Source organism: Streptomyces sp. MMS24-W38, from assembly GCF_059889265.1.
This window is the reverse complement of record NZ_JCBCPP010000001.1, coordinates 5,400,143-5,411,799: the sequence shown is the minus strand read 5'-3', so window position 1 is coordinate 5,411,799 and position 11,657 is coordinate 5,400,143. Positions and strand designations below refer to the sequence as shown.

General features: G+C 71.7%; 10 protein-coding genes and 1 pseudogene. 4 read left to right on the top strand and 7 right to left on the bottom strand.

The genetic code is table 11. The annotated features are described in order from the left end of the window. Positions 1-6: 6 nt before the first annotated feature. Positions 7-624, bottom strand: coding sequence for a class I SAM-dependent methyltransferase (locus AC6F7H_RS23640; protein ID WP_500758902.1), 618 nt, complete (start codon positions 622-624; stop codon positions 7-9). 137 nt (positions 625-761) lie between these two features. On the opposite strand from AC6F7H_RS23640, the gene AC6F7H_RS23635 reads away from it, so the two are divergent. After that, positions 762-896 carry a hypothetical protein gene (locus tag AC6F7H_RS23635; RefSeq protein ID WP_500758901.1) on the top strand — a complete coding sequence of 45 codons (135 nt, stop codon included), beginning with the start codon at positions 762-764 and terminating at the stop codon, positions 894-896. A 200-nt stretch (positions 897-1,096) separates the two neighbouring features. Further along, the gene (locus tag AC6F7H_RS23630) at positions 1,097-2,158 is read left to right on the top strand and encodes a lytic polysaccharide monooxygenase auxiliary activity family 9 protein (protein ID WP_500758900.1); all 1,062 of its coding nucleotides are present in this window, start codon (positions 1,097-1,099) and stop codon (positions 2,156-2,158) included. A 115-nt stretch (positions 2,159-2,273) separates the two neighbouring features. On the opposite strand, the gene AC6F7H_RS23625 is transcribed toward AC6F7H_RS23630, so the two are convergent. The 4 genes and pseudogenes from AC6F7H_RS23625 to AC6F7H_RS23610 all read right to left on the bottom strand — a co-directional run bounded on the left by AC6F7H_RS23625 (position 2,274) and on the right by AC6F7H_RS23610 (position 6,158). Next, entirely contained in the window at positions 2,274-3,143 is an 870-nt protein-coding gene (locus AC6F7H_RS23625; RefSeq protein WP_500758899.1) for an esterase/lipase family protein, read from the bottom strand. A gap of 314 nt (positions 3,144-3,457) precedes the next feature. Next, positions 3,458-3,562: pseudogene (locus AC6F7H_RS23620) on the bottom strand (hypothetical protein); the annotation flags it as partial. A gap of 253 nt (positions 3,563-3,815) precedes the next feature. Further along, on the bottom strand, positions 3,816-4,721 hold the full coding sequence (locus AC6F7H_RS23615; RefSeq protein ID WP_500758898.1) for a S1 family peptidase: 906 nt from the start codon (positions 4,719-4,721) through the stop codon (positions 3,816-3,818). A gap of 276 nt (positions 4,722-4,997) precedes the next feature. Next, positions 4,998-6,158, bottom strand: coding sequence for a DUF5685 family protein (locus tag AC6F7H_RS23610; RefSeq protein WP_500758897.1), 1,161 nt, complete (start codon positions 6,156-6,158; stop codon positions 4,998-5,000). A 290-nt stretch (positions 6,159-6,448) separates the two neighbouring features. Here AC6F7H_RS23610 and AC6F7H_RS23605 point away from each other — a divergent pair, with 290 nt between their 5' ends. Then, the gene (locus AC6F7H_RS23605) at positions 6,449-6,886 is read left to right on the top strand and encodes a cell division protein SepF (RefSeq protein ID WP_109382607.1); all 438 of its coding nucleotides are present in this window, start codon (positions 6,449-6,451) and stop codon (positions 6,884-6,886) included. A gap of 35 nt (positions 6,887-6,921) precedes the next feature. Here AC6F7H_RS23605 and AC6F7H_RS23600 read toward each other — a convergent pair whose 3' ends face one another. Both AC6F7H_RS23600 and AC6F7H_RS23595 read right to left on the bottom strand, forming a co-directional pair. Next, positions 6,922-8,130 carry an acyl-CoA dehydrogenase family protein gene (locus tag AC6F7H_RS23600; RefSeq protein WP_500758896.1) on the bottom strand — a complete coding sequence of 403 codons (1,209 nt, stop codon included), beginning with the start codon at positions 8,128-8,130 and terminating at the stop codon, positions 6,922-6,924. Positions 8,131-8,268: 138 nt separating this feature from the next. After that, positions 8,269-9,960: an MFS transporter gene (locus AC6F7H_RS23595; protein WP_500758895.1), complete on the bottom strand. Its 1,692-nt coding sequence runs from the start codon at positions 9,958-9,960 to the stop codon at positions 8,269-8,271. Between the two features lie 347 nt (positions 9,961-10,307). Here AC6F7H_RS23595 and AC6F7H_RS23590 point away from each other — a divergent pair, with 347 nt between their 5' ends. Then, on the top strand, positions 10,308-11,603 hold the full coding sequence (locus AC6F7H_RS23590) for a mannosyltransferase family protein (RefSeq protein WP_500758894.1): 1,296 nt from the start codon (positions 10,308-10,310) through the stop codon (positions 11,601-11,603). Positions 11,604-11,657: the final 54 nt, after the last annotated feature.

The window sequence follows — 11,657 nt, the reverse complement described above, 5'->3', positions numbered from 1 at the left end:
GCCGCCTCACTCCGGCATCGCGACCACCACGTACCGCTCGTCACCCACCTCCCTACCCCACAGCGCCGCCTCGTCCGACAGCCCCTCGATCCGTACCTGTGCGGCGAGCGGGGCGAGGAGCGCGGCGAGCCGGTCCTTCGGTATGCCGACCGGGCTCACCGTCCCCCAGACCCCCTCCACCAGCACGAACCGGCCACCGGGACGCAACAGCCCCCGCCAGTGCCGCAGCACCCGGGCCGGATCGGGCAGCGTCCACAGCACATGCCGCACGAGAACGACGTCGTGACGCCGCTCCCCCGTCGGGGGCGTCGCGGCGTCACCGACAAGGAACACCGCGTCGCGTCCGGCGAGCTTCTCCCGGGCGAGCGCCACCATGGCCGGGGACCGGTCGACTCCGGTCACCCGGTGTCCCTGCTCGGCGGCCAGCAAGGCCAGGCTGCCGGTGCCGCAGCCCAGGTCGAGGACATCGCTCGCCCGGGCGGGCAGCCAGGAACGCAGCCGCACGGCCCAGGCTTCGCGCACCCGGGGATCGCGCAGCCCGTGGTCCGGTTCCTCGTCGAAGGCCGCGGCCGCCAGGTCCCAGTCGACACCCACCGTGCCCGTCACGTCACTGTCGTCGGTCATGGGGCAAGAGTGGCAGCTGCCACTGACAATCGATTCGTGATCGGAGCCACAGACAGATCGGGATCGATGAGGAACTCTCCCCCGAAAGGTCCACCCCTGCGAGACCGCGGTGTCCGTGGACCCCGGAGGAGGCAGCCATGCGCCGTGTCACCGCACAGAAGCCCCTGAAGAAGACGGAAGCCCGCCGGATCCGCGAGAAGACCGGCGAGCGCCCGGCCACGCGCCCGGAGATCCGCGAGGACATCGCCCGCACCTGGTGGCCGGAGGGCTGAGCGTGTCCGGTCGGCGGCGTCCGTCACACCGCGTACGCCGCCTACCTGATCTCAGCCTGAGCGCTTCCTTAACGCGGCCATAAGGATCTCCCCGCACGGCCTCCACCAGGCGATCTCACTGTTTCTTGGGGCTAGTTTCTGAGCCGTCCCCCCACGGGATTCCCCCAAGTCCAGTGATCGTTCCGAGGAGTTGCTGCCCCATGACCGCACGCCGCAAGGGCGCTGTCGCCGCCGTCGGTATCGTCCCGCTCGCCCTGACCGGGCTGTCCGCCGCACCGGCGGCCGCGCACGGTTCGATGGGCGACCCGGTCAGCAGGGTCGCGCAGTGCTTCGCCGAGGGACCGGAGAGCCCGAAGTCGGCGGCGTGCCGGGCGGCGGTCGCGGCCGGCGGCACCCAGGCGCTCTACGACTGGAACGGCATACGCATCGGCGACGCGGGCGGACGCCACGAGGAGCTCATCCCCGACGGCAAGCTGTGCAGTGCGAACAACGAGGCGTTCAAGGGGCTCGACCTGGTCCGCGACGACTGGCCGACCACTTCGGTGAGCAGCGGCTCATACACCTTCAAGTACCGGGTGACCGCCCCGCACAAGGGCACCTTCGATGTGTACATCACCAAGCCCGGCTACGACCCGTCCAAGCCGCTGGGCTGGGGCGACCTGGATCTGGCGAACCCGGTGGCGACGTCCACCGACCCGGCCGCCGCCGGCGGTTTCTACACGTTCACCGGCACCCTCCCCGAGCGCTCCGGCAAGCAGCTGCTGTACGCCGTGTGGCAGCGTTCGGACAGCCCGGAGGCGTTCTACTCCTGCTCGGACGTCACGTTCGGCGGGGCGAACGGGGGCACCGCTGAAAGCGGTGCCGAGTCCGGCGGCGACACGCCCAGGAGCGCGGCCGCCCCGGCGCCGGTCGCCTCCGCGCCCTCCGAGAAGCAGGTCGAGGACGGCGCCGAGAAGTCGACCATCGAGAACCACGGGCACGGGGACGACGATGCGCACACCACGGCGCAGCCCACCCCGGCGGCCGACGACGCCTCCGGCGACAGCACGGACGACGGCTCCGACGCGGCGGCCGGCGACACCACCGGGACCACCCCCAACCAGCCCAAGGCGGCCGGTGCTTCGGAGAACCTCGCGGAGACCGGGGGCGACGGCAACACCCCGTACCTGATGGTCGGTGGAGCCGCGGCGCTGGCGCTCGGTTCGGCGGCGCTGTTCGCCTCCGACCGGCGGCGCACGGCGAGCGGACGGAACGGCCGCTGACCCGGTTCCGCCCGGTACCCGGGGGCCTGTCCGGCGGCTCAGGCCGGACAGGCCCCCGGCATGCGTGTCACCGACCGCACGCGTCACCGACTACGCGTGTCACCGGCTACACGTGTCAGCTGAACACCGAAGCGCAGGTGGTGGGTCGGGCATTGGCCGGGTCGAGGGCGTTGGCGACTTCGTGGAAGGCGATCCGGTCGAGCAGCCCGATCGCCAGATGCTCGGACAGGTCGAGCGGGCACAGGTCCTGGAGCAGGACGTTGCGCACGTTCGGCCCGCTCAGGTACTGGCTGTGGTAGGGGGTGACCACCTCGTCGTACCGGGTGGCGAGGACCGTGTAGCGGACGCCGGGCACGGTGTCGCCGCCCGCGTTCAGCTTGGTGAGGAAGTCGGAGCCGGCGATCTGCTGGGCGAGGGCTGGGGTGGTCTCGTTCAGCAGGTCCCCGGCGCCCGGGAAGTAGGGCAGCAGGTTGGTGAGGCCGCTGAGGGTGGTGCCGTGGTTGCTGGGCGCGATCCCGACGAGGGCGTTGACCTCGTTGGCTCCGCCGAGGAACTTGAGGTAGTAGCGGGGCATCATGCCGCCCTGCGAGTGCCCGACGAGGTCGGCCTTGGTGGCGCCGGTCGCGGCGAGCACCTTGTCCACGAAGGCGTCGAGTTGTTCCGCGGACCGCTCGATGGGGCCGAGGCCGTGGAAGAGGGGGACGCCGGCGAGCTGACCGTAGTCGAGGGAGAAGACGCAGTAACCGCGGTGCTTCAGATAGGGCGCGAGGCCCAGCCAGTTGTCGACGGAGTTCCCGAAGGTGCCGTGGACCAGGACGACGGGACGGGGATGGGCGGCGGACGGCTTGCAGGTGTAGTCGTTCCAGCCCGAGCTGGGTGCAGCCGCGGCGTGGGCGCCGGTGGCGGTGGCGGTGGGGACGGTGAGGGCCGCGGTGGCCAGCAGCAGTGCGGCCAGCGGTCTGGCCACTCGCTTCCAGGGCAGCATCGAGTGATCTCCTTGCGCGTCGAGGGGGGAATGCGACGGCCTTGCGCCCTGTGACCCGGATCACGAGGATGTTGTTCACTCGTCAAGTTACGGGCGAGTAGCCACACAGGGAAGTTACGCGTCGGTAAAAACTTTCCGTGAAAGCCGATAACACACGACGTCACCTGATAATGAGTCACCAAGCGGCATGAACAAGCCTGTTCGGTGCAATGTGCAGCAGAACATCGCACGGCAACCACGCCTCCCGCACCGGGCGGACACACGAGAACGTCCCGCCCCTCGCATGGAGGGACGGGACGTCCGTGTGCGTGCCGCAGGTACTTCGCCACGACTCTCGCCTTGGCTCCGGCCGCCTCGACGGTCTCGGCGGCGGCCTCGTCGAGCACGTTCACCCCGAGGCTCTTGCTCTTCGCGTCGTAGCCGGACCGGATGCGGCGATGCTCCGCGTCGCGGCACCCGGATGCGATTCCTCCCCGGCGTGCACGCCGGGGCCCCCTCACAAAAAACAGGTAACTCCGTGCCCCCCACAAGAGCGAGTCCCCGCACGGCGGTTGCCGTGCGGGGGCTCGTCATGCTGCCGGCTGCGAGGAAACCCGCGGGGGCCGGTGGTACCGGCCGGCCCCCGGCCCGTCCTCCTGGACGGCCCGCTGCTGGTCCGTCGACCCGGTGGGCCTAGTAGACGCTGACGCCGTAGGCGCTCAGGGCCTCCGTCACCGGCTGGAAGAAGGTCGTGCCGCCGGAGGTGCAGTTGCCGCTGCCGCCGGAGGTCAGACCGTACGCGGTGCCGTTGCTGCCGTAGAGCGAGCCGCCGGAGTCGCCGGGCTCGGCGCAGACCGTGGTCTGGATGAGGCCCGAGACGATGTCGCCGCCGCCGTAGTTCACGGTCGCGTTGAGCGCGGTGACCCGGCCGCTGTGCGTACCCGTGGTGGAGCCGTCACGGATGACGGTGGTGCCCACGCTCGGGGTGGCCGCGCGGGTGATGTCCACTCCGTTCGCGGTACCGGGGCGGCTGACGGAACCGGTGTAGCGCACGATGCCGTAGTCGTTGCCCGGGAAGCTGGAGCCGGCGGTCGTGCCGATGGCCGTGGTGCGGGCGGAGTTGGAGTACCAGGTGCCCGCGCCGTCGGTGCAGTGACCGGCGGTCAGGAAGTACTCGACACCGCTGCTGCTGCGGACGTTGAAGCCGAGGGAGCAGCGCCAGCTACTCGCGTAGATGGCGTCGCCGCCCTGGATGAGCTTGCTGAACGTACCGGGCGTGCGCTTGATCTGCAGCGCGCCGGCGTCGGCACCGGCCTGCTGCTTGATCTGCGCGATCTCGGCCTGGGACACCGTGCTGTCGACGGTGACGACGACCCGGTTGGTCTTGCTGTCGACGGCCCAGGCGGTGCCCGGGATGTCGGCCTTCAGTACCGATCCGCTGACGCTCTTGAGCTCGGCGGAGCTGAAGGTGGTGGGGGATTCGGACGCGTTCGCGCTGGGGATCGCGATCGCGGCGGCGGCCACGAGGCCGGTGGAGACGGCGATCAGCCGGGTGCGTCTCGAGATGCCGCTGCGGGGGGTGGTGCGCTTGATCCTCACTTCTCGTTCCTCCACAAAGGAAGTAGGGGGCCCCGTGGGGTTCGGGCCCGTGAGGCGCAGTCAGGGGACCGACCGTCCGGATTCCGAACATGCCGTGCCCCTGACAAGCGCTGGAGGTGAGTATTCGGCCGAACGGCCGGTCGGCGCAAGAGTGCCTTTCGGACGTCGCCCTCCTCGAGATGTCCGGAAGTCGCCCCTCCGATTTCCTTCCGGTTCCCGTCGGGCCCCTCCGGTTCCTTCTACGGAGCCCCTTCGAACGCCTCCCCTGACGCCGGTTCAGCAGTCACAGCCGCAGTCGCAGCCACCGTCCTCACCGCAGCAGCTGCAGCACTCACAGCAGTCGCAGCACCCGCCGCAGTCGTACCGGGAGCAGACCGCGTCCTTGTACTCCCGGCTCCAGGGGTCCTCGTAAGTGCCGCAGCACATCTGGCACGTACAGGCCAGTCCCAGCCACACGGCGCAGCCGGCGAGCAGCCCGCGCCGGTCGCGGCGCGGGGGCCCGGGCGGCATCGGACCTCCGGGACCACCGGGCACGCCCGGTGTGCCGGGCGGTGCGTAGGGGCCGGAGCCGTGGGCACAAGAGACGGTGTCGAAGGCACGGTGGACGGAGTTGGGCAGTTCATGGACGAGCAGCCGGTGCGCCAGAATGCCGTCGCCGAACTCCACCTCGCGCAGCGCGAGCCGGATGCCGTGCACGGCGTCGTCGGCGAGCCGGCGGGCCTCGGTGAGGGGGGTGCCGGTGGCGGCGAGGGGGTTCCACGCGCCCGCCGCGGCGTCGGCCTCCCGGTCCTCCACGGCGTCCAGGAGATGGGCGAGCCGGCCGAAGAGACGCCCGGCCTCGGCGAGCGGCCCGGCGTTGTGCGGGCGCCCGGCGAGCACCGCGGTGTGCGCGAAGGCCGCCGCGGTGGCGGTCTCGGTCGGTTCGGTGACGGTGAGGATCGGGGTGCCCGGCCCGGCCAGGGCCTCGATGCCGGCCTGCCGGTCGACGGCGTCGACCAGGACGGCCGTGTCGAACCCGACGTCCGAACCGGTCCGCGCCCCGGCCCGGTCCCAGCTCTCGGCGACGCGGCGCGCGGCGCGCGCCACCGGTCGGCGGGCCAGCAGCCCGTCCCCGTCGGCCACATGGTCGCGCACCTTGGCGGAGGCCAGGACCAGCGAGACGGCCGCCGCGAGTCGCGCGCCCTCACCGTGTGCGACGGAGGCGGTCCGCATGCCGCGCAGCGGACACGGCCCCGCCGTGCGCCGTCCGGCGTCCGCGCGCGTCGCCTGAGCCTCCGTCAGGACCGAGACGAGCAGCCCGTCGTAGTTGGTGACCACGCGTGCGAGCTGCCCGTGGTCCCCGCGCAACGCCAGGCACAGCCCGCACAGGTGCGCCGTCCACTGAGCAGTGAGTCGTTCACCGAGCCGGTGCCGGCAGGGCCTGACCATTCCGAACATGACGTTCCCCCGTGGATGCCGCGAAGTGGAGCGGCGGCATCGTATCGGCTGTCGCGTTCACCCGTACGCGCCGCCGATCACCCATACGCCGAGAAGAATCATATTTCACTCACAGTCAGCATCCGCTTAGGTCAAGGCCCTTGGGGGGCTTGGGCTCTCGACGGATTCGTCGTGCACCAGTACCGTCACAAACCCCCCGCGCGGCGTCCAACCACTTGGCGCGCCATCCGCATCATGGACGACCATAGGGATGCGGAAAGCAAGAAGGACCGCTGTGAGAGGAGGCGTCCATGGGATCGGTACGCAAGGCAAGTGCCTGGCTTGGCCTCGTCGACGACAACGAAGACGAGCGTTACTACGACGACGACTACTCCGACGGGACCGAGCCGGGGGACGCCTGGGTCACCGATCCGCGGGTCAAGGTGGCCACGGACGTCGCCGAGGAGAGGGGCCGCCGCATCGGCACGGTCACCCCGGACAGCTTCCGGGACGCCCGCGCCATCGGCGAGCTGTTCCGGGACGGGATCCCCGTCATCATCAACCTCACCGCCATGGACGCCGGTGACGCCAAGCGCGTCGTCGACTTCGCCGCCGGGCTGATCTTCGGTCTGCGCGGTTCCATCGAGCGCGTGTCCAACCGCGTGTTCCTGCTCAGCCCGGCCGACACCGAGGTCGTCAGCGGAGAGCCCGCGGCGCACCGGTCGGACGGCTTCTACAACCAGAGCTGAGGCAGGGCCGCTCGCCGGCCCTGCCCCCACCGGGCCTACCGGAACGCGTCGATTCCGGTCAGCGCCTTGCCCAGCACCAGCTGGTGCATCTCCACGGTGCCCTCGTAGGTGAGCACCGATTCGAGGTTCGTCGCGTGCCGCATCACGGGGTATTCGAGCGAGATCCCGTTGGCGCCGAGGATGGTGCGGGCCGTACGGCAGATGTCGATGGCCTCGCGGACGTTGTTCAGCTTGCCGAAGCTGACCTGCTCGGGACGCAGGCGGCCGGCGTCCATGCGCCGCCCGAGATGATGGGCGAGCAGTATCCCCTTGTGCAGTTCGACCGCCATGTCGGCGAGTTTGGCCTGCGTCAGCTGGAACCCGCCGATGGGCCGCCCGAACTGCTCCCGCGACTTCGCGTAGTCGACGGCGGCCTCGAAGCAGGCGCGCGCCGCGCCCATCGCGCCCCAGACGATCCCGTACCGGGCGTGCGTCAGGCAGCTGAGCGGTCCGCGCAGCCCGGTCACCTCGGGCAGTACGGCGTCGGCGGGCAGCCGTACGTCGTCGAGGACCAGCTCACTGGTGACGGAGGCGCGCAGCGACCACTTGTGCTTGATCTCCGGCGCCGAGAACCCGACGCTGCCGGCGGGCACCACGAACCCGCGGATTCCGTCGTCGGTCTGCGCCCACACCACGGCGACACCGGCCACGGATCCGTTGGTGATCCACATCTTGCGGCCGTTCAGGACCCAGTCCCCGCCGTCGCGCTTGGCGTACGTCCGCATGGCCGCGGGGTCGGAGCCGTGGTCGGGTTCGGTGAGCCCGAAGCAGCCGATGACCTCACCGGCGGCCATCTTCGGCAGCCACCGCTGCTTCTGCTCCTCGCTGCCGAACCGGTGGATCGCGTACATGGCGAGCGAGCCCTGTACGGAGACCAGGGACCGGATGCCGGAGTCGGCGGCCTCCAGTTCCAGGCAGGCGAGCCCGTACTGCACGGCCGAGGCGCCCGCACAGCCGTAGCCGCGAAGGGGCATGCCGAGCGCACCGATCCCGCCGAGCTCCCGGGCCAGCTCCCGGATGCCGGGCAGTTCGCCCTTCTCGTACCAGTCGGCGACGTGGGGCAGCACCCGGTCTCCCGCCCAGGCGCGCACGGTGTCCCGGACCGCCAGGTCCTCCGGCTCCAGCAGGTCGTCGAGGCCGAGCGGGTCGGCCGGGTCGAAGGGGGGCGGCTTCGATGACTTCGCTGACGTCTCTGACGCGGACATGGGACACCCTCCGGGGGATCTGACCGGGGCGGAGCCGGCCGACGCACTTGTCAACTAGCACTGCTAGTCACGGCTAGGACCGACCCGACGTTACGACGCGGTGTCGCGCACGTCCACCCGGCCCGGCGGCGGTGTGCCTCACACCGAGACGCGGGAGTCCGCGGCCTCCCGCGGCGCGGGCACGTCGGCGGCTTTGCCCGCTGGCACGTCCGCAGGCACATCGTCGGGCACGTCCGCGGGGGCCTCGGCCGGCACGTCCGCGGGCGTTTCCCCGGCCGCAGCCGTCTCACAGTGCATCACCCGCGGCAGCCGCAGCGCCATCGCGGCCCCGAGCAGCAGCAGGCCGGCGCTGACCAGCAGGGTCACATGCAGCCCGTGCACGAAGGCGTGGCGTGCCGCGTCCAGCAGGGCGGCTCCGGCGGGTCCGCCCAGTTGGGCGGCGACCTCGTGGGCCTCCCCCAGCGAGTGTCCCGCCGCCTTGGACGCCGACGCGGGCACCCCGGGGACACCGGTGAGGCCGGGCGCGTAGGCGGCGTTCATGACGCTGCCGAGGAGCGCGATCCCGATTCCGGCGCCCAGCTGGTACGAGGTCTCGCCTATGGCGGCGGCCCCGCCCGCCTGTTCCGGGGGCGCTTCGCTCAGCATCGACTCGTACGCCCCGAACAGGGTGGTCTCCAGGCCGAAGCCGAGCAGGACGAAGCCGCTCAGCAGCAGGGTGCGGTTGTCCTGCCCGCCCATCGCGGTCAGCAGCAGCACCGCGGCGGCCGTCAGGCAGAAACCGAAGCAGACCATGCGGCGCGGCCCGAACCGGCGCAGCAGCCGCGCACCCGCCAGCCCCGCCGCCATCGCCGCGAACGTCAGCGGCAGCAGGCGCAGTCCGGTCTCCAGCGGGGACAGCCCCAGGACCAGCTGGAGGTACTGCGCGGCGATCAGTTCCAGGCCCACCAGGGCGAGCATCGCCAGCACGATGCAGCCCACCGACGTACTGAACGCGGGCCGGGCGAACATTCGCAGGTCGACCAGCGGGTGCGCGCGTCGCCGCTGTCGGCGGACGAAGGCAAACAGCAGGGCGGCGCCCGCGACCAGCGTCAGGGCGGTCCACACACCGCCACCGACGGCGGATTCGCCGCCGCCGAGCCGCTTCACGCCCAGGACCACCGCGAACAACCCGGCGGCGGCCATCAGCGCGCCCGCCACGTCCCAGGGGCCACTGCCGTCGCCCTTCGACTCCGGCAGCAGGATCCGCCCCACCGGGAGGCTGACCAGCATCAGCGGAATGTTGATGAGGAAGACCGAGCCCCACCAGAAGTGCTCCAGCAGGAACCCGCCGAGCAGGGGTCCGACCGCCGCACCGACCGCGGCGACCGCGCTCCAGATGCCGATGGCGAGCGCCCGCTCGCGCCGGTCCGGAAAGACCTGCCGCAGGATCGACAGCGTCGCGGGCATGATCATCGCACCGCCGACGCCCAGCAGCACCCGCGCCGCGATCAGCACCTGCGCGTTGTCCGCGAGGGCCGCGATGCCGGAGGCGACGCCGAACAGGGCGTAGCCGAGCAGGAGTACGCGTCTGCGTCCGACCCGGTCGCCCAGGGTGCCGAACAGGATCAGCAGCGAGGCGCAGACCAGCGGGTAGGAGTCGACGATCCAGAGCAGTTCCATCCCGCCGGGCCTGAGGTCCTCCGTGACGGCGGGGACCGCCACGTGCAGCACGGTCGCGTCGACGGCGACGAGCAGCAGGCTGGTGCAGAGGACGACGAGTACCACCCAGCGGTTGGCACCGGCCCCGGCCGCCCTACGGCGCAGCGCGGCGGCCGTGGTCGTCCCGGACATGCACAGACCTCCCAGATGCTCCCTCGCGCTCGGCGGGCCCACGGGGTGGGGGACTCCCCCCGCGACTCGGCCGGAGAGGAGCGGTGTGGCCTCCGGCCTGCGCAACGAACGGCGAGTGACACGTCAGCGTACGCGAGGGAACGGTGGTATCGAGTGGCGGGCCTCTCACAGATTCGGCAGAAACGTGTGGCGTACACCACTTTCCTTCGGGCCGCCTCCGGTGCCTTCCGGCCGCCTCCGGGGCCCGTACGCCCTGCCGGGCCGCCCGTCCGGGTGGGCAGCCCGCCCTGGAGGGCCGAACGCTCTGCCGGGCTGCCCCGCCACGCGCCCGGTCGATAATCGGGCCCGTGACCGATCTCGAGAAGCGTGCCCTGCCGTCCCGCCCCGGCGTGCTGCGCCGCGCCGCGCCGGCGCTCCTCGGGTACGCGGCCGTGCGCGCCCTGAGCCTGGTCGTCCTGGCGCTGTGGAGCGAGGCGCGCGGCAAGAGCGCACACACCCTGCTGACGGCCCGCTGGGACGCGCTCTGGTACACGAGGATCGCCGAGCTGGGGTACGGCTACGAGGTGCGCCTCCCGAACGGGGACGTGCACTCGAGCCTGGCCTTCTTCCCCCTGCTCCCCTGGCTGGAGCGGCTGCTGGCGGTGGTGTCCCCGCTGTCGTACGCCGACGGGGGCTTCGTCGTCGCCGTGCTGGCCTCGCTCGCCGCCGCCTGGGGGATCTTCGCGGTGGCGGACCATGTGTACGGGCCGCGGGCCGGGGTGTGCGCGGTGCTGCTCTGGGCGGTGCTGCCGGTCGGTGTCGTCCAGTCGATGGCGTACAGCGAGTCCCTGTTCACGGCACTCGCCGCATGGTCGTTGTACGCGGTGCTGACCGGGCGCTGGGTGACGGCCGGGGTCCTGGCGAGTCTGGCCGGGCTGACCCGCCCGGTGGGGATGGCGGTGGTCGCGGCGGTATGGGTGGCGGGCATCACCTCTCTCGCGCACAGCCGCCACCGATTTTCCGCCGGCCTTCGCTCGTTCGGGGGAGGCCGGGACGCGGCAACCGTGGGCGGCGCGCGCTTCGGGGAACGCGCCGTCCCGCACGAGGACGCCCGGCGCGTTCCCCCACCCGAGGGCGCGCACGTACCGTCGGGCGCCCCCGGCGTCCGCGTCCGCCGGGCGCTCGGCATGTTCCTCGCTCCGCTCGGTGCCGCCGGTTACGTTCTGTGGGTCGGCCGCCGGACCGGGAAGGGGCCGTTCGGGTATCTCGATGTGCAGGCCGGATGGCGGAACGGGTTCGACGGGGGTTATGCCTTCGCCCGGTTCACCCTCGAGAAGTTCACGTCGTTTCCGTCGGCCCCGGCGGGGCTCGGACTGGTCCTCGGGGTCGGTCTGCTGGTGTGGCTGTACGTGCTCTGCGTACGGCAGCGCCAACCGCTCCCGCTGCTGGTGTACGCCGGTGTCGTCACCGCCCTCGCCCTGTGCGCGTCGAGCTACTTCGGTTCGAAGCCGCGTCTGCTCATGCCCGCCTTCCCGTTGCTGCTGCCCCTCGCACAGGGCCTGGCCCGGCTGCGTACGCCCAGGTCGGCGCTGGTGGTGGCGTCCGTCGCGGTGGCCTCGGCGGTGTACGGCGCCTTCTGGCTGAACGGTTCCGGCCCGCCCTGAGCCGCCCCCGCCCCGGCCACCGGCGGTGAGCACCGGGGAAATTCCGCGCCATCC